General features: G+C 35.9%; 23 protein-coding genes. 1 reads left to right on the top strand and 22 read right to left on the bottom strand.

Features of this window, described 5'->3' with window-relative positions:
- Positions 1-122 precede the first annotated feature (122 nt).
- The 3 genes from BMX09_RS00180 to BMX09_RS00170 all read right to left on the bottom strand — a co-directional run bounded on the left by BMX09_RS00180 (position 123) and on the right by BMX09_RS00170 (position 3,680).
- Positions 123-1,373: an N-acetylmuramoyl-L-alanine amidase family protein gene (locus BMX09_RS00180; protein WP_177159467.1), complete on the bottom strand. Its 1,251-nt coding sequence runs from the start codon at positions 1,371-1,373 to the stop codon at positions 123-125.
- A 754-nt stretch (positions 1,374-2,127) separates the two neighbouring features.
- Positions 2,128-3,078: a hypothetical protein gene (locus BMX09_RS00175; RefSeq protein WP_089745424.1), complete on the bottom strand. Its 951-nt coding sequence runs from the start codon at positions 3,076-3,078 to the stop codon at positions 2,128-2,130.
- A 14-nt stretch (positions 3,079-3,092) separates the two neighbouring features.
- Positions 3,093-3,680, bottom strand: a complete 588-nt coding sequence (locus BMX09_RS00170; RefSeq protein WP_089745422.1) for an immunity protein Imm33 domain-containing protein — start codon at positions 3,678-3,680, stop codon at positions 3,093-3,095.
- Between the two features lie 94 nt (positions 3,681-3,774).
- Here BMX09_RS00170 and BMX09_RS00165 point away from each other — a divergent pair, with 94 nt between their 5' ends.
- Positions 3,775-5,100 (top strand): hydroxymethylglutaryl-CoA reductase, degradative, encoded by a 1,326-nt coding sequence (locus BMX09_RS00165; protein WP_089745420.1) that lies wholly within the window; start codon positions 3,775-3,777, stop codon positions 5,098-5,100.
- 53 nt (positions 5,101-5,153) lie between these two features.
- Here the strand turns inward: BMX09_RS00165 and BMX09_RS00160 are convergent, their stop codons facing one another.
- The 19 genes from BMX09_RS00160 to xseA form a co-directional block, all read right to left on the bottom strand.
- Positions 5,154-5,831, bottom strand: coding sequence for a class I SAM-dependent methyltransferase (locus BMX09_RS00160; RefSeq protein ID WP_089745418.1), 678 nt, complete (start codon positions 5,829-5,831; stop codon positions 5,154-5,156).
- 140 nt (positions 5,832-5,971) lie between these two features.
- Positions 5,972-6,499, bottom strand: a complete 528-nt coding sequence (locus BMX09_RS00155; RefSeq protein ID WP_089745416.1) for an adenine phosphoribosyltransferase — start codon at positions 6,497-6,499, stop codon at positions 5,972-5,974.
- A 13-nt stretch (positions 6,500-6,512) separates the two neighbouring features.
- A complete protein-coding gene (recJ, locus tag BMX09_RS00150; RefSeq protein ID WP_089745415.1) occupies positions 6,513-8,825 on the bottom strand; it encodes a single-stranded-DNA-specific exonuclease RecJ in 2,313 nt (770 codons plus the stop codon).
- Positions 8,826-8,840: 15 nt separating this feature from the next.
- A complete protein-coding gene (locus tag BMX09_RS00145) occupies positions 8,841-9,209 on the bottom strand; it encodes a lipopolysaccharide assembly protein LapA domain-containing protein (RefSeq protein ID WP_089745413.1) in 369 nt (122 codons plus the stop codon).
- Positions 9,210-9,223: 14 nt separating this feature from the next.
- Positions 9,224-10,015: an SDR family NAD(P)-dependent oxidoreductase gene (locus BMX09_RS00140; RefSeq protein WP_089745411.1), complete on the bottom strand. Its 792-nt coding sequence runs from the start codon at positions 10,013-10,015 to the stop codon at positions 9,224-9,226.
- Between the two features lie 16 nt (positions 10,016-10,031).
- Positions 10,032-10,958 carry a ribonuclease Z gene (gene rnz / locus BMX09_RS00135; protein ID WP_089745409.1) on the bottom strand — a complete coding sequence of 309 codons (927 nt, stop codon included), beginning with the start codon at positions 10,956-10,958 and terminating at the stop codon, positions 10,032-10,034.
- A 13-nt stretch (positions 10,959-10,971) separates the two neighbouring features.
- The gene (locus tag BMX09_RS00130) at positions 10,972-12,837 is read right to left on the bottom strand and encodes an acyltransferase family protein (protein ID WP_089745407.1); all 1,866 of its coding nucleotides are present in this window, start codon (positions 12,835-12,837) and stop codon (positions 10,972-10,974) included.
- A 12-nt stretch (positions 12,838-12,849) separates the two neighbouring features.
- A complete protein-coding gene (gene obgE / locus BMX09_RS00125) occupies positions 12,850-14,160 on the bottom strand; it encodes a GTPase ObgE (protein ID WP_089745405.1) in 1,311 nt (436 codons plus the stop codon).
- An 87-nt stretch (positions 14,161-14,247) separates the two neighbouring features.
- A complete protein-coding gene (glyS, locus tag BMX09_RS00120; RefSeq protein WP_089745403.1) occupies positions 14,248-16,335 on the bottom strand; it encodes a glycine--tRNA ligase subunit beta in 2,088 nt (695 codons plus the stop codon).
- A gap of 12 nt (positions 16,336-16,347) precedes the next feature.
- A complete protein-coding gene (gene glyQ / locus BMX09_RS00115) occupies positions 16,348-17,238 on the bottom strand; it encodes a glycine--tRNA ligase subunit alpha (protein ID WP_089745401.1) in 891 nt (296 codons plus the stop codon).
- Between the two features lie 34 nt (positions 17,239-17,272).
- A complete protein-coding gene (locus BMX09_RS00110) occupies positions 17,273-17,515 on the bottom strand; it encodes a hypothetical protein (protein WP_089745399.1) in 243 nt (80 codons plus the stop codon).
- A gap of 328 nt (positions 17,516-17,843) precedes the next feature.
- The gene (hflX, locus tag BMX09_RS00105; protein WP_089745393.1) at positions 17,844-19,064 is read right to left on the bottom strand and encodes a GTPase HflX; all 1,221 of its coding nucleotides are present in this window, start codon (positions 19,062-19,064) and stop codon (positions 17,844-17,846) included.
- Positions 19,065-19,073: 9 nt separating this feature from the next.
- Positions 19,074-19,997 carry a tRNA (adenosine(37)-N6)-dimethylallyltransferase MiaA gene (miaA, locus tag BMX09_RS00100; RefSeq protein WP_089745392.1) on the bottom strand — a complete coding sequence of 308 codons (924 nt, stop codon included), beginning with the start codon at positions 19,995-19,997 and terminating at the stop codon, positions 19,074-19,076.
- Positions 19,998-20,008: 11 nt separating this feature from the next.
- A complete protein-coding gene (locus tag BMX09_RS00095; protein ID WP_089745391.1) occupies positions 20,009-20,734 on the bottom strand; it encodes a glycerophosphodiester phosphodiesterase in 726 nt (241 codons plus the stop codon).
- Positions 20,731-22,446, bottom strand: a complete 1,716-nt coding sequence (gene recN / locus BMX09_RS00090) for a DNA repair protein RecN (RefSeq protein WP_089745390.1) — start codon at positions 22,444-22,446, stop codon at positions 20,731-20,733. Before recN ends, BMX09_RS00095 begins: the two co-directional genes overlap by 4 nt.
- A 23-nt stretch (positions 22,447-22,469) precedes the next feature.
- Positions 22,470-23,312 carry a TlyA family RNA methyltransferase gene (locus BMX09_RS00085; RefSeq protein ID WP_089745388.1) on the bottom strand — a complete coding sequence of 281 codons (843 nt, stop codon included), beginning with the start codon at positions 23,310-23,312 and terminating at the stop codon, positions 22,470-22,472.
- Between the two features lie 9 nt (positions 23,313-23,321).
- A complete protein-coding gene (locus BMX09_RS00080) occupies positions 23,322-24,215 on the bottom strand; it encodes a polyprenyl synthetase family protein (protein ID WP_089745387.1) in 894 nt (297 codons plus the stop codon).
- Positions 24,216-24,219: 4 nt separating this feature from the next.
- Positions 24,220-24,429 (bottom strand): exodeoxyribonuclease VII small subunit, encoded by a 210-nt coding sequence (locus BMX09_RS00075; RefSeq protein ID WP_089745386.1) that lies wholly within the window; start codon positions 24,427-24,429, stop codon positions 24,220-24,222.
- A gap of 2 nt (positions 24,430-24,431) precedes the next feature.
- Positions 24,432-25,784, bottom strand: coding sequence for an exodeoxyribonuclease VII large subunit (xseA, locus tag BMX09_RS00070; protein WP_177159466.1), 1,353 nt, complete (start codon positions 25,782-25,784; stop codon positions 24,432-24,434).
- Positions 25,785-25,795: the final 11 nt, after the last annotated feature.

Raw genomic sequence — 25,795 nt, 5'->3', positions numbered from 1 at the left:
TCTCTGCAAAATAAAAAAAGAAACTACCAAAACTGTTACTCTGTTGTCTCTCTTTTTATTACTCCATATTGATAAAGAGCACAAAAAAACTAGGACTCATTCGCCCTAGCTCTTAATGATGATTATTTAATTAAAGTTAATTTTAAAATAACGATATAAGTTGCTGCATCGTCACAAGTTTGTAAAGCAGCATCATATTGACTTGAATTTAAATAACTTACAAAACGATTTACATCATTATATGTTAATCCTGTTTTACGTTCTCTAACACGATAATTTTTACCATCAATTGTAACAGTATCACCAACACGTAATTTATGTACTTTTTGACCAACCGGACTTAAACGTTCAGCTGCATAATAATTTGGAATTGGTGTATATTCCCATAAAATATTATCATTTGGATAGGTTACACGATCAGATGCCACGATTGGACTTGATAAACCACCGATTGTTGATGTACGTCCAACTGTTTTTGTTGTTAAAATCTTACCATTACTACCAAAGACATATTCTGTTGTTCCTTCCACATAAGAATTATTACGTAAATAGTGACCATTGTGATCGATATAATACCAATCACCATCATATGTTACCCATTGGCCAAAGACTGCTTTACCATTTGAACCAACATACCATTCACCACAGAAGGCATTGTACATACACGCTCCTGTTGCCCCAACAAAATAATTATCCACCCATGTATTACGAGCCATACGTCCATCACCACGGAAATAATATTCGCCAACCCATCTGTTTTTAGCATATGAACCATTAATTAAGTAATACCAATATTGTTGACGTTTGATCCAACCTGTTTGAACGGCATGACCGCCTTCTTTTAAGTACCATCCATCTTGCCAACGATTAACTGCACAAGAACCATCTTGATTTAAATAGTACCAAGTGCTACCAATGTATTGCCAACCTGTTTGCATGTGACCATATTGATCAAAGTGATACCAGGTGCCATTAATATATTGCCAGCCTGTTTGCATATGACCGTATTGATCAAAATGATACCATGAGCCACCAATATATTGCCAAGATGATTGCATATGACCATATTGATCAAAATGATACCATGAGCCACCAATATATTGCCAAGATAATTGCATATGACCATATTGATCAAAGTGATACCAGCATCCGCCTATATATTGCCAACCTGTTTGCATATGGCCTTGGTTATCAAAGTGATACCAATGTCCACCAATATATTCCCATGTATTTTTGACTGTTGAGCCATTTTTTACATATGTATATCCTGCATTATTTTGTGCCCATCCATTAGATTGAGCATTTACTTCTTCTCCCGTTACTACTGTTAATAAAGCTACTGCTAATCCAACTTTAATTAATTTCTTTTTCATCATCATACCTCTTTTTCTATCTATTATTTCTTTTAATATGTTATTTTACTATTTTCATACTTTAACTATCTTATATTCATAATTTTGTAAACTTATGACCGATTACATTTTGATTATAGCATTTATCATTAGAAAAAATAGCATTTTAGGCAAAACGTGATTAAACTTCCTATTTTCCTACTTTTATACAATAAAATTAAGCTTAAATCCTCCACACTATGTAAAATATTAGCCACCATTTTATTTATATTAGTGTATTTTAGTTAGTATTCATGACATTTAAGGACACAATTAAGAAATATGTGTCATCTTTCTTTAGTGAGTATTCACAATTCAGTTTTCGATGATTTTGCAACTTTTTCATTCATTTTCATTTCCATTTAATAAAAATTGTTTTAAAAAACCAAAAAACCCTTTAGGTACGCTATTCTTACGCAAGTTTTATTGCTATAAAAGGTATTTTTTATTTTAGACATGTTATCTAATTTCTGACACATTTTACTTTGAGACATATTACCGCAATATAGATTCGTTTGATATTCAATATTTTTATATTTATAATGAAAGGTATTCTTTCTGTAGTCATTTATATCCTCTTTATAAACTATAAGACTAACTTATAGATAATAAACCTCTAAAATATAAATAACGCACTAATCCTCCCTCCATTACCAGACGTTTTTTTCTTTTTTATGGCCAAAAAAATAACGTTAATGGAAATAAATCCACTAACGCTACCCTCCATATTTTATCTCTAAAAAGCAATGGCTAATATAATAATAACCGCTATTGCAATATAATGATAATATGCTTCATAACGAAAACAATTCATCATTACTCGTAACTGCTTATCCATTTTTTCTGAATAAGCAGTTGTTGAGTCCGCTAAAATAATCGCAATATCCGCTTCTAAATTTACTTTTTTAGCTAATAAGCCTAGGCGCAAATAATCCTCCTCTGATGCAATGACAATCCCCTCATCAATCACATCCAAATCATATAATGCTTCCTTAGTCTCTTTTAATAGATCTTTAGCAGTACCATCATAATTCACTTCTACAATTGCCGTATTAGCACTAAATTCCTCTCTAGCATACGCTTCTAAATAATGACTCTTCTGAGATACCCCCAGCAAAATAATCGCTGTCTCATGATACAATTCATAAATTCCCTTAGCAATCGTGACACTCTTTACCGTATCATACAAATCACTAATCACAATATAAGAAGGAAACTCCCGAATAATATGCTGAGGATACACAAGTAAATGCAGTAAATAACTCCAAGCATTCCACACTAAATATAATAATATTCCACCTAATAGAACTTTAATCTCATGACTAGCTGACGGATTAAATATACCCGGGAAATATGCTACCAAAAGCAATACTAGCCAAATATAAAAACTAACTAATAAACAAATTTTTTGATAATTCGATTTTTCCTGATACTGACGAAACACATCTTTTTTCATAGCCATATACGTACAAAATACTGTTCCAATGAAAAAAACAATCATCGATACTATCACAAAACTATTAATAATATGAATTGACGGTACCGACCCTAAGCCCATAAAATAAGCAATAACAATATAAGTAGCTGCTACCGCTATTTTAGAACTCATCAATTGTCTTTTATCCAAAAAATATAATAAGATTGCAATCCAAAACATTAATAAACTGATTATTGGAAAAACTAACACAGGCTACCCCCTCATTATTTTAAGACATTCTCTCCTTCAATATCTAATACCGATAATACTTCACCATCTTTAATCATCGCAATGTAATCAGTGGGCAAGTGCATAATACCGTATAATTCTGGATGTTCATAAAAGACTTGATAAGCTTTAGCTCCCATTAATGGTTGTTGCTCTACAGATTGATCGATTGGTCCAATATACCAAGTATCATCTTCATAACGATGAGCATAAATTTCACTTTGATCAAAGACATCATTTGCTAAGACAACTGTACCTTGATATGTAAAGTTAATTAATTTCCCTAAAGTTTTTGTGCGTTTCGCCATTTTGAAAGTCGCTTCTATAATCGATAAGAAATACGTCAAATCAGTTACCTTCCCGTCAATATCCCCCTCCGCTAAATCAGGCGCATATACATGGAAAGCCTCTCCTTCTTTCACAAAGCCAATATAAGCATAATGAAAACTTACTAAAGCATCCTCATTAATCTCTTCCACAGCATCTTCTAAAAACGCTAAAACATCTAATGCTTCTTTTTCATATTGTTCATCAGCCGTTAAGACTACCAACTGATTATTAATCATTTTTTCAAATTTTTCCACAAGTCTCAATCCTCTCTTTTTTCATTCACTTTCTATATTACATTATTTTTCAGTAAATTACTTCTATTAATTGTATTTTTTTACAAGATTTTCTATGATATACTCAAAAAGACAAAAAAATCAGAGAAAAGGCGATAAAATACTTATGAAAAATCCATTCGAAAAATATTATAAAAAATCAAAAAATGAAAAATTAACAATCCTAGAAGAACAAAACTATCTTACTAGAAAAGAAATCAAGCAAATCACACAACAAGTTGGCTTAACAGAAGAAGTCGCTTCACATATGATCGAAAACCAAATCACACTCTATAACCTACCATTTGGGATTGCACCGAACTTTTTAATTAATGATAAAGAATACGTTATTCCGATGGTCACAGAAGAACCCTCAGTCATCGCAGCAGCTAGTAATGCCGCCAAACTTATTAAACAAGCTGGTGGATTCACAACTTTCCAACCAAAGCGCTATATGGTCGGTGAAGTCGCACTACAAAACTGCCCGAATCCAAAACAAGCAATTCAAGCTATAAAAAAAGAAGCCAACAAACTAGTTGAACTTGCAAACCTTGCCTATCCAAGCATCGTCAAACGTGGTGGAGGCGCGATTGAATTAAGTGTTAAAGAACTTAAAAACCAAGAAGACAACTTTATCGTGGTCTACCTAACTGTCGATACTTGTGAGGCAATGGGTGCCAATATGTTAAATACCATGCTTGAAGCTTTAGTCGTACCACTGGAAGAATTAACTGGCGGCCAACGCTTAATGGCTATCTTATCTAATTTTGCCGTTCAAAGCTTAGCAAGCGCTAAATGTCAGATTCCATGTGAGTTATTAGCTAAAGGAGCTATCACTGGTGAAGAAGTTCGTGATAATATCATTCAAGCGACCAACTTTGCCAAAATGGACATTTACCGTGCAACAACTCACAATAAAGGGATTATGAATGGGATTGATGCAATCGTAATAGCAACTGGTAATGATTGGCGTGCGATTGAAGCGGGTTGTCATGCTTATGCTAGCCATACAGGACAATACCAACCAATGACTAATTGGACTAAAGCTAAAAACGGTGATTTAGTTGGAACCATTACCCTACCTTTAGCAGTCGGTACAGTTGGCGGGTCAATTGGGATTCACCCCGGCGCACAATTAGCTCACTCATTATTAGACAAGCCATCTGCTAGCCAATTAGCGCAAATTATTGCCTGTGTTGGTTTAGGACAAAACTTAGCAGCTGTAAAAGCACTGGTAACAGATGGTATCCAAAAGGGGCATATGCAATTACAAGCCAAAAGTTTAGCCATTGCAGTCGGCGCAACTGGCGAAGAAATCAGCCAACTAACGAGTGCCCTATTAAAAGAAAAAGGCTTTAACCAAGCACTTGCAACACAAATTTTAAAAGACTTACGCAAATAAAGACCAAAAAAGACATCCTCAGCTAGTACTAAACTAAATGAGGATGTCTTTACTTATTTGGCACTAGCTTTTTGTGCTTTTATGACGATATATTTTCTTTCAACTAATTCGCCGACCTTACTAATTGTCTCTTCCGAAAAATGTTCTTCCGCAATAATCTTAAAATTAGCCTCTTCCAATAGTTGACGCACCTCTATTACGTCATAAAGCGAAAAGCCATACTGAATAAATGGCAAAGTCTCAATAAAATCCTTCGCTTGAAAAGTTAAGACAAATAGACCATCTACTGTTAACACCTGATAAATCTCCTTGAAAAACTGAAGCGGATCAGCCAAAAAGTATAATGTATTAACCGTAATGACCCGCTCAAACATCTCCCCTGCAAATGGCAAGCTTTCTGATTCACTTAAGAAAAATTGTACTTTACCTGATGCTATATATGCCGCTTGATTCTTTTGGGCTTCTTGATACATATCTTTAGACTTTTCTAAGCCAAAATAGCTGATATCTGGTTCTACATCAAAGAAGACATCCAAATGCTTACAACTGGCATGACCGATTTCTAAGATGCGGTGTTCGGCTTTTAACTCTAAAAATGGTAATGACTGGCGCAACATATCGGTATTCGTCTGATACATGCGAGTGGCCATGGCACGCCCTTTTTCACCATTCGGACAGCGTAATTGAGCAGCAAGTTCTTTTAAAGCTTCATCAGTAAATTTCTCTGACATAATTACTCCCCTTTTCTTTATTATTCATGATGTGATATTTTTCAAAATTATAACATGCTTCATCGTGAATTGCATTTCAAAAAAGTCTTTTCCATAAAAAAAACAAGCTAAAGTTACCTCTAGCTTGCCCTAAACAAATCTTATAATTCGTCTTCATGATATTCCATTAATGTTAAGATATCATACTCTTTAATCTTTTCGCGTCCTTTTAAGTCTAATAATTCAACTAAGAAGGCCATACCGACAACTTCTCCGCCTAATTTTTCAACTAATTTTGCACATGCAACCATTGTTCCACCTGTGGCTAATAAGTCATCACAGATTAATACTTTTTGACCTGGTTTGATAGCATCTTTATGTAAGTGTAATTCATCAGTACCATATTCTAAACCATATTGAACTGCGACTGTTTCACGAGGTAATTTACCTTTTTTACGAGCTGGTGTAAAACCAATTCCTAATTTGTATGCTACTGGACATCCAACGATAAATCCACGTGCTTCAGGTCCTACGATCATTTCAGCACCGACTTCTTTAGCGTAGTCAACGATTTTTTGTGTTGCGTATTGATAAGCTTCACCATCAGCCATTAAAGGTGAAATATCTCTAAATACGATTCCTTCTTTTGGAAAGTTTGGTACATTTGCAATATAATTTTTTAAATCCATTTCTATTCCCCCACTACTTATTCATCAGCCATTTCGTTAAATCAGCGAAATTACTGTAGATAAATACTTTTTCTAACCACATTTGTTCCTTACGCTGCGTCATAATTTCCAAGGTATCTAAGTCTAGTGTTTTAGAATTTTGGTTAACTATTAAACAGCCGTTCTCTATTGTAACAAATTTTGCCACAAAAAACACTCTTAAAATAAATTTTAATTGATTTATTGGTATTTTTAGAAATTCTGCGACTTCCGCCATTTGTTCTTTGGGCTTAATATTAGGATTTTGATATAAAAACAGGTAGACTTGTTTAATCTGTTCTCTTGTCGGCATGCCTAATAACATCACATTATCTCTAGCAATTGCAATCACATGAATATCCAATTGATTCTCATATTGTAATACTTCTTCTACACGAGTTCGGTTAATAGGACATTCAAGAATAACCATTGCTTGTTTATTTGTTGTTGTAAATGTATCTTCTTTTATTTCTTCCCAAGTCATGATTTCTGAAGTGGAACTAATTTTTATTGCTAAATAATCTCTTAACTTAGCTGAATTGACTAGATATAAAGCATTCTGAATCATTAGATGATCTTCACGTAATTTTGAAGCTCGTTTATCGAAGCAAGCTCTACTTGTTGTATCGATATCGATTAATTGCAATTGTGGTGACTTATTGCCCTGCCACTCATTAATCGCCAACTTACCAATCACATTCACAGGCAAATCAATCGTTAAGCGCTCAGCCCAATCCCCCTTACCAAATGAAATGGTATGAATCGTTGTCTCTTCATGAGAAAGACTTAATTTTAGATGACTTTTATCAGCACCAACTTGCTTGATATCAGAAATAGTTAATTTATCAATCTCAAATATTGGTTCTTCGTTGCCTGTTCCAAATGGTTTTAGTAGAGACATTTGGTCAATCATCTGGATTGTAACGTCTTTTAATGGGACTTTTCCTTGAACTCTTATTATTTTTGGTGCTTCAATCTTTGTCCTAAATTGCTCAGCATATTCGTTTATAGCTATTTTAAAATCTTCTAACTGAGCTAAGTCAATACTCATACCAGCTGCCATATGATGTCCGCCAAATTTATCTAGATAATCACCACACGCACTTAGAGCATTATATAGATTAAATGCTTCTATCGAACGCCCTGAACCTTTTGCGATACCTTTATCTGGTTGAATTGCTAAAATAATTGTTGGACGCTTCGTATGTTCTACAATCTTACTAGCAACAATTCCTAAAACACCTTCATGCCACCCCTCTAAAGCTAACACATTCACTAAGGGATTTCCTAAGTTGGTTACTTGTTCTAGCGCTTGAGCCGAAATTTCTTTTACGATATGTTGACGTTTTTCATTTTCTGACATCATTAGCTCAATGACTTCATCCGCTTCATCACTATCAAAAGTTGTTAATAATCGAACTCCAGGTGTTGCATCGGATAATCGTCCCAAAGCATTCAAGCGTGGTGCCAGCATAAAGCCAATCGTCATTTCATCTATCTCTTGTTTTTTTATATCTAATTTTTGTAGTAATTGCATTAAACCAACACGACTAGTATCTTGTAAGACTTTTAGGCCTTGCTTAACAATTGTACGGTTTTCATCACGCAACTCGACTAAATCAGCAACAGTACCAATTGCACAGGCATCTAGGGCTTCAATTGGCGCTTCCCCTAATAAAGCTGTTGCAACTTTAAAAGCCACACCAGCCCCACATAAATCGCCAAATGGATACTTACCTTCAGGGTGTCTTGGATGAATATTAGCATAAGACTTCGGTAGAACTTCTGGTATTTCGTGGTGATCGGTAACAATCACATCCACACCTTGCGCCATCGCAAATTCAACAGGTTCATGAGCGGCAATTCCACAGTCAACCGTAATAATTAATTCAATCCCTTTTTCGATATAATGCTTAAAGACAGGTACATTCGGGCCATATCCATCAACAAAACGGTCCGGTAAATAATAATCTACCACCGCCCCCATTGTCTCTAAAGCCTCATACATAATCGTTGTACTCGTAATTCCATCTGCATCGTAATCGCCATAAATTAAGATTGGTTGTGCTTTTTCAATTGCTTCAAAAATTCTTGTCACTGCTTTTTCCATATCATATAACAAATATGGATCGTGAAATAACATCGGACTAGGATTTAGAAATTCTTCAATCTCTTCCTTTGTTTTTAAGCCACGTTCAAGGCACAATTCTATTAATAAAGCAGGATAATCCAACTCCTTAGCCAATTCAACTACTACATCAGAATAATCTGTTTGTTGTAGTTGCCAATTCAATTGAGCAATCGTCATCTTTTTTCCTCTTTTCTATTCCATACTTTGATTTGGTATTTGTTGTTCATTGTTTACATTAGTAGCTTGTTCTTGTTCTAATTTATCTAATGTATCTTCTAGTTTGGCGATTTCTTCAATGGCAATTTGATAATCTTTTTGGGCATCATTAACGGCTTTTTTTAATTTTGAGATTTCCTTATTTTTTTGAATCATATTCGTTAATGACAACAAATAAGACAATAAGCCACCAATTAGTAATGCTAAGACTAAAATAATAATTAACGGCAATTCGACCGTTGTAAAAATAAAATTAATCGGCACATTCGCATTATTAATAATCGCAAATAATGAAATAATAACGACGATCATTAAGACAATGACTAACTTTAACTGATTTTTCATTATTACCTCCTAGTTTATTTTTTATTGAATAAATGTAATGTTACCCAATCACCAAAATGTGGGCATAATGTATAGACCTTACTACCAACATTCATTATTTTTGGAAGATTCACTTCACGCTTACCAGTCTCAATGGCACGTATCACTTTTTTAGCAACTTTTTCTGGCGATAATACAATTGCACCCACTGATTCCAAATACTTTCCACTAGCATCTGCCACATTAAAAAAGTTCGTCTCAATTGGTCCAGGATTCACACTTATCACATTAATCTTATCCTTTTTCAATTCTAAACGCAAAGCATTCGTAAATCCAAGTACAGCAAATTTAGTAGCAGAATAGATAGATGATTTATTGGTAGCCATTTTACCGGCTTGTGAAGCAATTTGAACAATTGTACCACCACCCCGTTCTTTCATTTGAGGTACTAAATTAATAGTTAAATCCATCAAAGCCGCCACATTCAATTCAAACATCACTCTAATCTCTTCTTCTGAAAAATCAACAGCTTCTTTAAATAACCCAAACCCTGCATTATTAATTAACACATCAATATCACCCATCTTCACTAACTCATCGATGACTTTTTTACGTTCGCAAGAATCCGTCAAATCACAAGAAAAAACAATAACTTTTCCATTAGTCATTGCTTTACATTTTTCTTTTATTCGTGTTAATTTTTCAAGATTACGAGCAATTAAGATGACGTTCATATTTTTTTGGGCAAGTTGGTAGGCGAATTGCTCGCCTAACCCACCACTTGCACCAGTAATGACTGCTGTTTTATTACTTAATTGTTTTCTCATAATTTTCTCTCCTTAATTACTTAAGTGGAATTACAAAATTATCAAAATCTTTCACAACTTTTGAATTCGGGAAAATTTCTCGTGCTTCTGCTTCTAACATTTTTAGGCTATTACCAACGTAACGTGAAGAAATATGTGTTAGGTATAATTGTTTGGCATGACATGATTTGGCAAGTCTTGCTGCATCATGAGTTGTCGAATGGAAATAACGACGAGCCATACGCCCTTCACCCGCTTCAAAAGTCGATTCATGGACAATCACATCTGCATCTTGCGCCAATATTTTCTCTGAAGGTGTCGCACGTGTATCACCAAAAATAGCCACTATACGACCCTTAACAGGATTTGAAATATAATCTTTTCCATTAATCTCTAAACCATTCTCCAGTTGAATTGTTTCACCACGCTTTAATTTACCAAATAAGGGACCATTTGGCACACCTAATTCACGTAATTTGTCTGCTTGTAATTCACCAGGTAAATCCTTTTCAACAACACGATAACCATATGACGTAATGCCATGGTCTAACTTTTCCGTATATACTTTAAATTTTTTATTTTCAAAAATTAATCCCGTTTCTTCAATCTCAACATACTTAATTGGGTATGATAGCTTTGATTGCGAAACTTTTAGAGATGTTTCAATAAATAACTTGATTCCTTTTGGTCCAAATACCATAACTTCATCTTCACCGCCTTGGAATGAGCGACTACTTAAAAATCCTGGCAAACCAAAAATATGATCACCATGTAAATGACTAATAAAAATCTTTTTAACTTTACGTGGACGAATGGTTGTTTCCAAAATTTGTTGTTGTGTTGCTTCACCACAATCAAACATCCACACTTCATTTAATTCGTCTAATAATTTTAAAGCAATTGATGAAACATTTCTCATTTTACTGGGAACACCTGCTCCAGTACCTAAAAATTGAATTTCCATATGTTCCTACTTTCTAATCTTTTTTCAATGTCTTATAAACTTCTTTTGCAATTAAAATGGACATTTCATTACTACCGACATCATTTGGTAATACTTGATTATCAAAGAACCATTCCGGATGATCTTTACTATAGGTATACCAATCAATCACATATACATTCGAATACTTATCTGCTAAACGATAAATAGTGTGATTGACTTGTTGTTGCCAAATTTTTGGAACGGTTGTAGTAATAAAGAAAATTTGCTTATCCATTCCTACTTTTTTAATGAACTCTTCTGCTTGTGAAAAAGTAAAAGCGCCATTGGTACCAAGTGAGACGATAACTGTACTATTCATTAATTTTTTATCAGTTAATTGTTTGATTTCAGGCATTGATTGATATAATTGACGCTCAATTCTAGCATCCACTACACCATTAGGATAGACCTTTTCTATATCCTTAAAAATTGATAATAATACTGAATCCCCAAACATCGTCGTCTTAGTCGTATTATTAAAGACAGTCTCTTCACGAGTTAAGCCTTCAATATTATTAATAGTTTTAAAGACTGTGCGGTTGGTATTCAATGTCTCATTAGCGGCTAGTTGATTTTGTTCAATGCGATTTTTCACTTCATCTACGGCTTGAGCCACTTCAGTAGTTGATTGGAAAAATCCCACTACCGCCAAAATCAATATTATACTAGCTAGTGCTGTCTTCGCTAGATAGAAATGATGTTCTTTTGGTTTTTTTATTGCTTTTGTTAGATGTTGTTGCCAATTAGTAAAACCACGACCGCTATCTTGATCTTTAGCAACCAAACGATTGCGCTTTTCAAATAATTGATACCAACCCTCACTAATGACCGCAATCATCACCACTTGAATGAAAACATGCATCCACGGCATCGCACTCATATCATGAAATGTTGCTTGATATAAAACAATCACCGGAAAATACCATAGATAATACGAATAACTACGCTTCCCTAACCAAGTGAATACTTTAAAGCGGAAGAAAAGAGATGTTAGAGCTGACGTATGCAAACCAGTCATAATCAATACAGCAATCGCCAAATCAAACACTAGCATTCCTCCACGATAGGTCCAAACCGATAGACTATTCATATAATGGACACCACACCAAACAATCACCATACTGCATACACTACCATAAAGAAACCGTTTCTTATCTTTTTGGGGAATCGGACTATCAAAATGATCAATTGGCCAGATTAAAGCTGTCATTGCACCAATTAAAAAGGTATAAAATCTAGTATCCGTACCATAAAATACTCGTGATGGATCCCCACCACTTCCATAACAAATCATCATCCACACAAAAGAAATCATCATTAAACTAGCGACTGCTTTTTTTATATCTGATAATTTAGTAAAGATGGTACTCACTAAAACAAATAAAATGGGCCAAACAATATACAATTGTAAACTCATCGATAAATACCATAAATGAGTAAATGGCGATTGACTAAAGACCCCTTCAAAATAAGATTGTCCCGCAAAAATTTGCCACCAATTATTAACAAATAATAATGATGATGCTAATGACGCTCGTAAATTAGCTAATAACTCTCTTTGAAACAGAGTAATATAACTAGTAACAATAGTACACATCCAAAATAAAGGCTTAATGATTCTAAGCAAACGTTCCGTTAAAAAACTTTTTAACGGAACTCTCGCTTTATTCATCAAACTTTGCATCATACTATTAGTGATTAGATAGCCAGAAAGAATCAATAAGACATTAATCCCCAAAAATCCCCCTGGAACTTCATAAGGAATTAATTGATATAAGATAATGAACAAGATTGCCAAGCCTCTTAGACCATCTAATCCTGGAACATATTTACGTTTTTCCATATCTATTCTATCCATTGTTAACTCACCTTAGTCAACGAACTCGAATTCAAAGCGCTTGATGCGGACGATATCGCCACTCTTAGCACCACGACTACGCAATTCTTCATCAATTCCCATACCTCGTAATTGACGAGCAAAACGCATAATTGATTCATCATGTTCAAAGTTAGTCATTACAAATAGTTTTTCAAGTTTTTCGCCACCTAAGTCCCAAGTGCCATCAGAAGCTCTTGATACTGTAAATGGTTTTTCTTCTTCCTCTACGCCATAAGTTACATGAGTCTCTGGAACTTCCTCTTCTTCTAATGGGAAGAATTCAGTTACTTCTAATAAATCAGCCGTTCTAGCTAATAAGGCTTGTAAACCATCTTTACGATAAGCAGAAATCGGGAAAATCTCTGGCATTTCTTCGCCATCTTTTAAATTAGCTTGTAAATCTTTTTTGAATTTCTCTAAGTTTTCTTCTGCTTGAGGTTGATCCATTTTATTAGCGACGATAATCATTGGACGTTCTAATAAACGTAAGTGATATGAGCCTAATTCATTTTGAATTGTTTGGAAATCTTCATATGGATCACGACCTTCCATCGCTGCCATATCAATAACGTGTAAAATAACTTTTGTACGTTCAATGTGTTTTAAGAAGTGAATTCCTAAACCAACCCCCTCATGCGCACCTTGGATAATCCCTGGTAAATCAGCTACAACAAATTGTTCACCATTTGGAGCTTGTGTCATTCCTAATTGAGGAGTTAATGTTGTAAAGTGATAATCTCCAATTTTTGGTTTAGCACTTGAAATAACTGAAAGGATTGTAGATTTACCTACAGATGGGAACCCTACTAAGCCAACATCAGCTAATACTTTTAATTCTAATTCTAATTCAAACTCTTCCCCAGGTTCGCCATTTTCTGCAACGTCTGGAGCTGGATTTTTGTGTGTAGCAAAACGAATATTACCTCGTCCACCACGTCCACCCTTAGCCACCACAAATTCTTGTCCTGGTTCAACTAAGTCAGCGATAAATTCTTTTGTTTGGGCATTACGAATAATGGTACCGGCTGGAACTTTCACATATAAATCTTCTGCTCCACGTCCGTACATACTTTTACTCATTCCATTTTCACCATTCTTGGCTCTAAAATGACGGTTAAAACGGAAATCTAGTAAAGTTCTAAGGCCTTCATCGACTTTAAAAATGACACTACCGCCTTTACCACCATCACCACCAGCTGGTCCACCATCTGGAACGTACTTTTCACGACGGAATGCTACCATCCCGTTACCACCATTACCTGCTTTTACAATTATCTTTGCTTGATCAAAAAATACTGCCATATTCTTATGTACCTCCAAATGTCTTTTTTATTTTCATACATGCTTTTTTTAAACTTGAACATTTAAATATACACGAATGTAACGGAATTATTTTACAACTAATAGATTGAAATCTGCAATTGATGTAATGAAGACTGCTAAGCGTCTTAACATTGTAATTCTGTTTGATTTAATGGCTTTATCATCAACCATAACCATATTCTCGTTAAAGAAATTAGTAATTGATGGTACCATTGCTTCTAATTCTTGATATTTTTCTGTTAATGTTTTGTTATTGTCTGTGATATTTAAGTTGTTGATTGCTGCAAAAAGTGCTTTTTCACTATCTGTTTGGAATAATGATTCGTCAATTGTTGCAGTTAAGCTAGCTGTTAAATCTTCTCTTGTAGCGTCTTTCATGCTGATATTCACAACACGATTCAAGCCTTCAACAGTTGCTTTAAAGTCTTTGTTGTCATGTTTTTCATCTAAGACAGTTGCTAGGGCCATTAATTGTGCTACTACACGATTGCCACTTCCTAATACTGCTTCGATTACGTCATGACGTTTTGTTACTGATTGTAATTTTTGACTAATACGGTCACGTAAGAAAGTATCAACTGATGTCATAACTTCTGCTTCTGGTTTAGTCATAAATGCGCTATAGTTAGCTACTAATAATTCATTGAATAATTCTGATAATGAAATATTCCAATTATTATTATCCATAATTTGAACCACACCCATCACTTGACGACGTAATGCATATGGGTCATTTGAACCAGTTGGCACTAAACCGACTGACATGAAACTTAAGAAGCTATCGATTTTATCCGCTACAGCTAATAATGCACCAGCAGTTGTTTGTGGTAATTCACCATCTGCTGAAGTTGGCATATAGTGTTCACGAATGGCTGCGGCTACTTCTTTTGTTTCACCTTGTTCTAGGGCATAGATTTCACCCATGATACCTTGTAATTCTGGGAATTCACCGACCATGTTTGTTACTAAGTCAAATTTGTATACCTCAGCAGCACGCATAGCAGTTCTTTTCACGTCTTCGCCTAATGCTAATGTATCGGCTAATTGCTCTACTAAAGCTTTCACACGATCCATTTTTTCAGTCATCGAACCGATTTTAGCATGGAAGTTTAATGTTTGTAATTTTTGGATTGAATCTGCCATCGGAACTTTTTGGTCTTCTTGATAGAAGAATAAGCCATCTTCTAAACGAGCTGTTAATACTTTTTGGTTCCCTTTAATAACATTTTCAATGGCGTGGCTATCACCATTACGAGCTGAAATGAAGTGTGGTAATAATTCGCCTTCTTGATTGAACACTACGAAATAACGTTGGTGCTCTTTCATTGAAGTTACTAATACTGGAGTTGGCACTTCTAAATATTTTTCATCGAAGTCCCCAACAAATACTGTTGGATATTCTAAGATTGAGCTAACTTCTTCTAATAAGTCTTCATCAATTGGAATGACCCAGTTGTTTTTAGCTGCCATTGCTTCGATTTGTTCGCGGACCATTGCCTTACGTTCGTCTTGGTTAACGATAACAAATTGTTCTTTTAACTCTGCTTCATAAGTTTCTGGTGAAGTAATGTCAACTTCTTGTCCTAAGAAACGGTGACCTTTTGTTTTGCGGTCAGCTACTACATTCAATACTTTCACATCTGATAAAACTTCACCACCAAATAAAGCGATAATCCAGTGAATTGGACGTAAATATTCAAATGAGTGGTTGCTCCAACGCATTGTTACTGGGAATTTCATATCAGTGATAACACTTGCTAAGTTGGCTAAGACTGCTTTTGCTTCTTGTCCGATAAATTCTTTTTTAACGTGAATATACTCTACGCCTGACACTTCTTCTACGTAAATATCATCAACAGTTAAACCTTTACCACGAACAAATCCTTCTGCAGCTTTTGTCCATTCGCCATCTTTTTTAGCAATTGCAAGAGATGGGCCTTTGAATACTTCTACTTTATCTTCTTGTTTATCTTGAATATCTTGTACACGTACTGCCAAACGACGAGGAGTTGCGAAAACTTCTACTTCACCATGTCCTAACTTTGCATCGTCTAAAAATTTAGCTACACGTTCTCCTAATTGTTTTGCACTTGAGCGTACGTATTTTGCTGGTAATTCTTCTAATCCGATTTCTAATAATAATGATTCAGTCATGTGTCTTGTCTCCTATTCGCTATCTTTTTTCAATAATGGGAATCCTAATGCTTCACGTTCTGCTACAAATGATTTTGCGATAGCACGTGCCATTTTACGGATTCGTCCTAGGTATCCTGCGCGGTCTGTTGCAGAAACAATTCCGCGAGCATCCATTAAGTTAAAGCTGTGTGAGCATTTTAATACATAATCATATGCAGGGTGAACTAATTGTTGTTCGATTAAACGAGTTGCTTCTTCTTCATATTGATCGAATAATCCGATTAACATTTCGGCATTACTTTCTTCAAAAGCGTATTTTGAATGTTCATATTCTGGTTGTGTGAAGATTTCACCATATTTCACAGAATCAGTCCATTGTAAATCATAAACACTATCTACTTCTTGAATATATGAAGCTAAACGTTCTAAACCATATGTTAATTCACTTGTAACAGGATTACATTCTAAGCCACCCACTTGTTGGAAATAAGTGAATTGTGTCACTTCCATCCCATCTAACCATACTTCCCAACCTAAACCAGCACAGCCTAATGATGGGTTTTCCCAGTTATCTTCAACGAAACGAATATCGTGTTCTAAGGGATCAATTCCTAAAGCAACTAAGCTACCTAAATATAATTCTTGAATATTTTCAGGTGATGGCTTCATAACCACTTGGAATTGGTGGTGTTGGAATAAACGGTTTGGATTTTCACCATAACGACCATCTGCAGGACGACGTGAAGGTTCAACGTATGCCGCATTCCATGGTTCTGGTCCAATTGCACGTAAGAAAGTATACGGGCTCATTGTACCGGCTCCTTTTTCAGTATCATATGCTTGTAATAATAAACAACCTTGGTTTGACCAATATTGTTGTAAAGTTAAAATAATTTCTTGAACAGTTAATGCTTTTGCCATGATAAACTCCTTTTAATAAATGTCTTTTAATTTTTTAGATTGCTTGAACAACCGGATGAAATTCATAAACCATACCTGGAATAACATCACAAATGACTTCTTTTATGTCTTCTTTTGCCGTTTGAAAGGTGTAATAGTTATTGGTAGATTCTGTTTGGAACTGTTCTACTACTTGACCATCATGATTATAAACTGTCACTTCGATTGGAACTAAAGATAATACTTTTAACTGATATTCTTTAAATTCGCTAACTGGAATTGTTGTCTTAAATTGCATACTCTCGCCACCTTTCTATATAAACATAAAAAACACCCCTATGTATACCGACTAATTACTAGTCTATACACATAGGGGCGATTAGATTCGCGGTTCCACCCTAATTTCCTTAGATTGCTCTAAGCTTCATTATTGACTATGAAAGCTCCAATGCGCCAATCGTATCATTCTTGTTATCTGGCTTTCACCGTCCCAAACTCGCTATAAACTTCCCTGATAGACCTTCATCTTCTTCGCTTTTTACTCTACTCTAAATGATACTTTTTTTATAGATGAAAGTCAAGTAAAACCAAACCCAAATCAGATGAATACGTTATTATCAGCTAGCTTAGTTTTTTTCAAAACCTTTCACCAAATACTTATTCGTTTCTTCATCATAAACAAGCGACTCGACAATCGTTTGTTGTTGTAGTCGAATCATTTCTGCTTGCTCGTATGGCTCCAATGCATAATGATAAGGCGTCATACATTGCTTCATCTCAGTTAATAAAAATTCTTTTAAGCGTTCGATATCGGCAGGATTTTTAGCACTAATTTGTAAATTAGGATATGCGCTTGCTTGGAAACGTGGTAAGGCTTGATCCATTTTATTGTAAATCGTTACAATCGGAATCTCCTTCATCTCTAATTCATCCAATAAAGCTAACACCGTCTTCTCATGCGTTAAAAAGTTCTCCGCTGAGGCATCCACCACATGAATTAGTAAATCAACATTTTTACTTTCTTCTAAAGTTGATTCAAATGCATGAATTAAGGTTGTTGGTAAATCTTGAATAAATCCTACTGTATCAGTCAATGTAATTTCGTATTGACCGGGGTAATCGATTTTTCTTGTTAATGGATCTAAGGTTGCGAATAATTGATTTTCTTCGTAAGTCCCAGCATCGGTTAAAGCATTTAGGATAGTTGATTTACCAGCATTCGTATAGCCAATCAAACCCATTTGGAATGAGCGGCTATTTTTACGCTTCATACGAGAACGCTCACGATGTTTTTTAGTCTCTTCTAATTGACGCTCAATATCACGAATTTGCTTGCGAATCACACGACGATCGACTTCTAATTGTGTCTCACCAGGGCCACGTGTACCAATCCCACCACCTAAACGAGAAAGCGATGAACCTTGACCACTTAGACGAGGCAATAAATAATTCATTTGCGCTAATTGCACTTGTAATTTACCTTCTTTAGAACGAGCACGCATCGCAAAAATATCTAAAATTAATTGCGTACGGTCAATAATACGGGCATTAATCTGTTCTTGCAGATTTTTAGCCATTGAACCAGTTAAGGATTGGTAAAATACTACGATGTCGGCTGCTAAATCATCCACCATCATAGCAATCTCTTCCACTTTCCCTTTACCAACCATCGTACGACCACTATAGGCTTCACGTTTTTGGGTAATGACTGCCACAACTTCACCTTGAGCTGTCTCTACTAGGCGCTTCATCTCTTCAATACTATATTCAAAAGCCTCATCTAACTCTTCCTTTTGTACGGCCACTAAGATAACTTTTTCTTTATTTTTATTTTCTATTTGTTGCATTTACTCACGTCATTTCATAAATTTTTGGCAATCCTCAATAACTGCTGCGATTGAATCTTTGGCTAATAAATCATACCACACTAAACCGTCAATTCGATTTCTAAACCAAGTTAATTGGCGTTTGGCATAACGTCTTGAATTTTGCTTTAAGGTTTCAATACATTCTTCTTGTGTCTTATCGCCCTTAAACATTGGAAACCATTCTTTATACCCAATACCACGAACAGATTGCACGCTACTATCAAAGTTCTTATCAAATAACATCCTAGCTTCCGTTAAAATTCCTTTATCTAGCATCATATCCACTCGCTGATTAATACGCTCATACAAGACACCTCGATCCGTATTCAACCCAATCACATATGCATCATAAACCGGTGTCTTTTGATTAGCATCATTTTCCGAGAAAGGCTTGCCACTTGCATAGGTTACTTCCAAGGCACGAATCACTCGGCGCGTATTATTTGGATGAATGGTTTGGGCAGCTTTAGGGTCAACGGCTTTTAATTGTTGCCACATTTGTTCTGGGCCAATCTCTGTTAATTCTTGTTCTTTTTGTTGGCGGTACAAAGGGGCATTTGACTGTTCGCCACTATAATGGAAATCATATAACAATCCTTCCACATATAGCCCTGTTCCTCCAACGACAATCGGTACTTTGCCACGAGCAATAATATCTTTTATCGCTTGGCTGGCTTTCTCTTTAAAGTCACTTGCCGAAAATTCTTCCTCCACTTCACAAATATCTAGTACATGATGCGGAATCCCTTGCGCTTCTTCAGCAGTAACTTTTGCCGTACCAATATCTAACTGTTTATATACTTGCATTGAATCACCATTCACGACTTCACCATTCAAAGCCTTAGCCAGTTCAATACTTAGTGCGGTCTTTCCTACAGCGGTCGGACCAACAATTACGATAATTTTATCCATAAATCTCCTCTTTATTTCTTAACATCTCTTAACGCTAAAGCTGTCTTAGGATCATCCGTAAAAATCGCCTCCACTTGACGGTTAAAACAATCTTGTAAATGTTGTTGTTCATTAACCGTCCACACACGCAATGGTAAGCCAGTTGGATTGAATTCTTCAACTTGTTCTAATAATTCATACCCGGGATGATACGTTAAAATCTCCACATCACCAAAATTAAAGCCAAACATCTCTTCCTTTTCTAATAAAAAGGCTAATTGTTGATTTTGATCTAGTTGATGCATTTCAATTAAGCTTGTCGGATTAAAACTTGAATACACAATCTCAAAAGGTAACTGATAAGCTAATTGTAAGGCTAAAGCTTTGGCAACTAGTCCTGCATATTCCTTTTGATCCGTCTTTAATTCAATATTTAATTGACCAGTAAAGTTCTCTTTCATTAATAATTCAAATACTTCTTTTAATGTCGGGATTCTTTCTTGCTTGAAACTCTCATCAAACCAAGAACCGGCATCAAAGTTTTGTAATTCGGCTAAAGTATAATCTTCTACCTGTCCTGTGCCATTCGTTGTGCGGTCAATCGTCTCATCATGAATCACAACGATTTCACCATCTTTCGTCAAATGGATATCCAATTCAATCCCATCTGCTTTGACCTCAATAGCTTTTTTAAAAGCACTTAATGTATTCTCTGGGCAGTCGACTTTACTACCACGGTGAGCGAATATTTTTGTCATAGTTTAAATCCTCGTAATTTTAATTGATTATTTTTTTGACGACTATTTTCAGCAATCGTTAATAACTCTCTTGCATGTTCCATACTTAATTCCGTAATCACTTCACCTGAAGACATGCGCGCTAATTCTGCTACACGTTCTTCTGGTGATAATAAAACTAATTTCGTTCTTGTACGGCCATCTTGTTCTTCTTTTTGAATGCGGTACTGATGATTAGCCATTGATGACACTTGCGGTAAATGGGTAATACATAATACTTGGGCAAATTCAGAAACATATTGCATCTTCTCAGCAATTGCCTGCGCCACACGACCACTAACTCCCGTATCAATCTCATCAAAAATCACCGTTGACACCACTTGTTCCTTCACAAAAATGGTCTTCAACGCTAAAGTAATACGTGATAATTCCCCACCACTAGCAATTTTGGCTAAGGGTTTTAATGGTTCACCAGTATTGGTTGATAAATAAAATTCAATCTGATTTAAGCCATGTTCGCCTAATTCTTTTAACGCTTCAAAATTCACTTCAAACTTAGCATGCGGCATATACAAATCTTTTAATTGATGTTCCACCATTTGCGCTAAAATCCCTGCATACTTCTTACGGATAACTGCTAATTCCTCCGCCAAAGAGACTGCCTCATCATGCTTTTTAGCGACATCATTTGTTAACTGGGCAATATAATCATCCCTATGCTCTACTTGATCTAATTCCAATTGAATCTCTTCTAAATAGGCTAAAATCGCTTCAGCATCAACACCATATTTGCGTTTTAGGTGATAATAAATATCCAAACGCTCCTCAATTTCTTTAAAGCGCTCTTCATCAAATGAGGCATTATCCATATCAGCATGCACACTTGAGATAACATCTTGCAATTGATAATAAGCATCTTGTAATTGCTGTGAAATCGCCTGATATTCCTCATCAATTGATTCAATCGACTGCATGGCATTCATCGCTTGGGCAACTTGGTCTAATACCCCAGCTTCCTCACCCTCTAAAATCGCACTCGTTAACTGTAAGGCTTGTTGAATCTTTTGATAATGAGTAAAGTAATTCTTCTCTTCACTCAACTTCTCTTCCTCGCCAAGTTCAAGATTCGCTTGTTGAATTTCATCAATTTGGAATTTCAATAAATCAAGACGCTGCATCTCTTGTTGACCAGCCGATAATTGATGCTGTAATTCCCTTTGCAATGAGCGATAACTTTGATAGACTTCTTCATATTGTTCCTTAAGCGGATTAATCTCTTTAAACGCAAATAAATCAATCAAGTCAACATGCTTTTGCGGATTCAATAAGAGAAAATGCTCATTTTGACCATGAATATCAACCATTTGATTCATCACTTGTTTTAAAATCGAAACCGTACATAATTGACCATTCACACGACAACTAGACTTCCCATTACGATACAGTTCACGCTGCACTAATAATTGACGGTCCGGCACATCAATCCCAAATGACGCTAAATTAGGCTTCAAAGACTCATCCTTAAATAAGAACAACCCTTGAATAACCGCCTTATCTTCACCAAAACGAATCATATCAATCGAGGCACGCTCCCCTAATAACAAACCAACCGCATCAATAATAATTGACTTACCGGCACCTGTTTCCCCAGTTAAAACGGTCATGCCATCATCGAATTGACAATGAATCTCTTCAATAATTGCAAAGTTTTTAATATATAATTCTTGAATCATTTAGACACCTACTCTAATTTAGATTAAATCGTTTTATTTTTTAATTCATAATGAGCCGTCTTAACAGCTTCATCAATATTTTCTAACCATTCTTTTGATAATTCTGGTTCAATTTGATCAACTGGTTGTAAGCTTAAATGAGCTAAAAATTCAATATTCCCTGTCCCTCCAGTAATTGGCGAGAACGTTAATTCTTCAATCGTATACCCTAATTGTTGGGCAAATTCTAATGTTTCCACTAATACATCACGATGGACTTTCGGATCACTTACGATTCCTTTTTTACCTACACGCTCACGACCCGCTTCGAATTGCGGCTTAATTAAGGCTACAACATCGCCTCCAGAACGTAAAATCGTTTTTAAAGTCGGTAAAATCAATTGCAATGAAATAAACGATACGTCGATTGAAGCAATATCCGGTAACCCTTCCGTGAAATCTTCCGGCTTACTATATCGGAAATTCTGACGCTCCATCACCATCACACGCTTATCTTGACGTAATTTGTAATCTAATTGATTGTAACCAACATCTAATGCATAAGACATGGTTGCCCCATTTTGTAAAGCCGCATCAGTAAAACCACCCGTTGATGAACCAATATCTAATAAAATCTTGTCTTCAACAGTAACGTCGAATTCATTTAAAGCTTTTTCTAATTTCAAACCGCCACGTGAAACATATTTTAACGGTTCACCTTTTAATAATAATTGTGTCTCATCACTAACTTTTTCACCTGGTTTGTCATAACGATTATGATTAACGGCATTAACGATTTGACCAGCCATTACTAAACGTTTAGCTTTCTCACGCGAAGATGCTAATCCTTGTTGTACTACTAATGTATCTATTCTCTCTTTTCCCATGTATTCTCCTTAGATTGTTAAATATTGTAAACTATCAGCTAAAAACTGCGCTGCTTCTAGTTGTTCATCTGACGTTAATGGTAATTGTTCAATTGATTTTTGGCAAGCCATCACTTCTTCTTCTAAAGCTAATTTTGCTCCAGCAATCCCCATTAAACTTGGGTAAGTATTCTTTTCTAAAGCTTGATCTTTTCCCGTCTCTTTACCAGTCTTTTGACTATCCCACAAAACATCTTGTAAATCATTTTGAATTTGGAAAGCAAGACCATAATGTGTGGCAAAATCCTCTAAAGCTTCTTTTGTACTATTACTTGGATTACCCGCTAAACAACCAATTTGCATCGCAACTTGAATTAATTTCCCCGTCTTTTCTTGGTGGATTTGCTTTAATTCCTCTAAAGTTAAGCTTTGTTCTTCAGAAGCAATATCAAGCATTTGACCAGCAATCATCCCTCTTGCGCCACTCGCTTTGCTTAAAGCTTGCACCATTTGAACGAGATTTTTAGCTTCGACTTCTTTTGTCTGACAAATCGCTTCAAAAGCTATCGTTAAAAAAGCATCTCCCGATAAAATAGCCGTCGCTTCGTCATACAAAACATGAATCGTTGGCTTACCACGACGCATACTATCATCATCCATCCCCGGCAAATCATCGTGAATCAACGAATAAGTATGAATCATCTCCAAAGCACAAGCAGCCGGCAGCACATCTTTAGGCTTAGCACCACAAACCTGAGCACTCGCTAAGACTAGCATCGGACGAATGCGCTTGCCACCACCAACAACCACATGCTTCATAGCTGACTGTAACTTTTCTTGGTGACTCGGTAAACCGTCAATCATACTTACTAAATACTGTTCAATTTCCTCTAGCCACTTCTTCATAAATTGATTATTCTTCATTGAGCTATTCACCTTTTTCGGAATCTTTAATCATCATTTTTGATACAGTCTCCTCAGCCTTCACCAAAATCTCATTACAATGCGCGCTGATTTCAATACCTTCTTTAAACTTATTCAAAGCATCTTCTAAAGGCACATCACCTTGTTCTAACTGCTTCACAATCACTTCTAACGCTTGCAATGATTCTTCAAAGCTTTTTTCTTGTTTAGTCATCATTATTCTCCTTTATCTCGTTGTACTTCTTGTTTTGAAATAACATTGGCATTAATCATACCATCTGTTAATGTAATCGTAATCTCTTCATCTAAAGCCACATCCGCAACCGAACGAATCACCTTTTCACCAGTCTCCACAATGCCATAACCACGCTGCATAATCTTCAATGGACTTAATAAATCTAATTGCTCCATTAAAGAAGACAAATCTTTTTGCTTATTTGCTAATAAGGTCGTTTGTGCTTTTTCTAGTCGCTCCGTCAAATACGCTAAAGTCTGCTGTTCTTTCGTAATTTTTGAGGCTGGACTTTGTAATAATAACTGTTGCTGCTGCTTGGTTAACGCTTGACGCTTCCCTTGTAATAACCGCTCTGCTTGTAAATTCAAAGTCGTCGCCAAATGATCCAACCGTTGCACATAAGCTTCATACAAACGCTCAGGCTGTTGGAAAATAGGAGTCTTCGCCAAACGCTCTAACTGCTCACGCTTAAATTGCAACACAACACCCATCGCACGAATTAATTGCTGCTCTAATTGTAATAATTGCTCCTTAATCTCCACCAAAACAGGTGTGGCAATCTCAGCCGCTGCAGTTGGTGTCGCTGCACGAACATCTGCCACTAAATCCGTTAAAGTCGTATCCGTCTCATGACCCACACTAGAAATCAATGGCGTCTGCATCGTCGCAATCTGGCGCACAACCCGCTCATCATTGAACGACCACAAATCTTCAATCGAACCACCACCACGGCCAATAATCACCGTATCATACGTACCATTCGCTTCAACTTCTTTTAACGCTTTTAACAAACTAGGCACCGAATGCTCACCTTGAACCACTGCTGGATACAAGACTAATTGCACAATCGGATACCGTCTTTGAACCGTCGTCTTAATATCCTCAATTACCGCACCACTCTGACTAGTAATAATGGCAATCTTCTTTGGAAAACGTGGAATCGCCTTCTTCGGCAATTGAAACAAACCCTCAGCCGTCAACTTTTTCTTCAACTGCTCATAAGCTTGATATAAAGCCCCAACACCATCCGGTTCCATATGTTCAATATAAATTTGATAATTACCAGACTTCTCAAACAAAGACACACGACCAACCACAAGAACCTTCATCCCCTCTTCAGGCTGGAACTTAATCTTTTGAAAAGCCCCCTTAAACATCACCGCCGAAATCACCGCACCATCATCTTTCAAGCTAAAATATTGATGAGTATTTGGACGCATACGAAAGTTCGAAATCTCCCCCGTCAAATAAACACGCCCCAAATGCGGATCACAATCAAATTTACGCTTTAAATACTTAGTTAAAGCCGTAACCGTTAAATATTCCTGACTCAAACGAGACCCTC

This window comes from Granulicatella balaenopterae (assembly GCF_900111135.1).
Taxonomy (GTDB): domain Bacteria; phylum Bacillota; class Bacilli; order Lactobacillales; family Aerococcaceae; genus Granulicatella; species Granulicatella balaenopterae.
This window is presented reverse-complemented; position numbering and strand designations above follow the sequence as displayed.

Excerpts from the sequence above, each read along its gene's own strand:
- BMX09_RS00180 (WP_177159467.1), bottom strand. The coding sequence starts at position 1,373 with ATGAAAAAGAAATTAATTAAAGTTGGATTAGCAGTAGCTTTATTAACA.
- BMX09_RS00165 (WP_089745420.1), top strand. The coding sequence starts at position 3,775 with ATGATATACTCAAAAAGACAAAAAAATCAGAGAAAAGGCGATAAAATA.
- BMX09_RS00160 (WP_089745418.1), bottom strand. The coding sequence starts at position 5,831 with ATGTCAGAGAAATTTACTGATGAAGCTTTAAAAGAACTTGCTGCTCAA.
- BMX09_RS00155 (WP_089745416.1), bottom strand. The coding sequence starts at position 6,499 with ATGGATTTAAAAAATTATATTGCAAATGTACCAAACTTTCCAAAAGAA.
- recJ (WP_089745415.1), bottom strand. The coding sequence starts at position 8,825 with ATGACGATTGCTCAATTGAATTGGCAACTACAACAAACAGATTATTCT.
- BMX09_RS00145 (WP_089745413.1), bottom strand. The coding sequence starts at position 9,209 with ATGAAAAATCAGTTAAAGTTAGTCATTGTCTTAATGATCGTCGTTATT.
- BMX09_RS00140 (WP_089745411.1), bottom strand. The coding sequence starts at position 10,015 with ATGAGAAAACAATTAAGTAATAAAACAGCAGTCATTACTGGTGCAAGT.
- rnz (WP_089745409.1), bottom strand. The coding sequence starts at position 10,958 with ATGGAAATTCAATTTTTAGGTACTGGAGCAGGTGTTCCCAGTAAAATG.
- BMX09_RS00130 (WP_089745407.1), bottom strand. The coding sequence starts at position 12,837 with ATGGATAGAATAGATATGGAAAAACGTAAATATGTTCCAGGATTAGAT.
- obgE (WP_089745405.1), bottom strand. The coding sequence starts at position 14,160 with ATGGCAGTATTTTTTGATCAAGCAAAGATAATTGTAAAAGCAGGTAAT.
- glyS (WP_089745403.1), bottom strand. The coding sequence starts at position 16,335 with ATGACTGAATCATTATTATTAGAAATCGGATTAGAAGAATTACCAGCA.
- glyQ (WP_089745401.1), bottom strand. The coding sequence starts at position 17,238 with ATGGCAAAAGCATTAACTGTTCAAGAAATTATTTTAACTTTACAACAA.
- BMX09_RS00110 (WP_089745399.1), bottom strand. The coding sequence starts at position 17,515 with ATGCAATTTAAGACAACAATTCCAGTTAGCGAATTTAAAGAATATCAG.
- hflX (WP_089745393.1), bottom strand. The coding sequence starts at position 19,064 with ATGCAACAAATAGAAAATAAAAATAAAGAAAAAGTTATCTTAGTGGCC.
- miaA (WP_089745392.1), bottom strand. The coding sequence starts at position 19,997 with ATGGATAAAATTATCGTAATTGTTGGTCCGACCGCTGTAGGAAAGACC.
- BMX09_RS00095 (WP_089745391.1), bottom strand. The coding sequence starts at position 20,734 with ATGACAAAAATATTCGCTCACCGTGGTAGTAAAGTCGACTGCCCAGAG.
- recN (WP_089745390.1), bottom strand. The coding sequence starts at position 22,446 with ATGATTCAAGAATTATATATTAAAAACTTTGCAATTATTGAAGAGATT.
- BMX09_RS00085 (WP_089745388.1), bottom strand. The coding sequence starts at position 23,312 with ATGGGAAAAGAGAGAATAGATACATTAGTAGTACAACAAGGATTAGCA.
- BMX09_RS00080 (WP_089745387.1), bottom strand. The coding sequence starts at position 24,215 with ATGAAGAATAATCAATTTATGAAGAAGTGGCTAGAGGAAATTGAACAG.
- BMX09_RS00075 (WP_089745386.1), bottom strand. The coding sequence starts at position 24,429 with ATGACTAAACAAGAAAAAAGCTTTGAAGAATCATTGCAAGCGTTAGAA.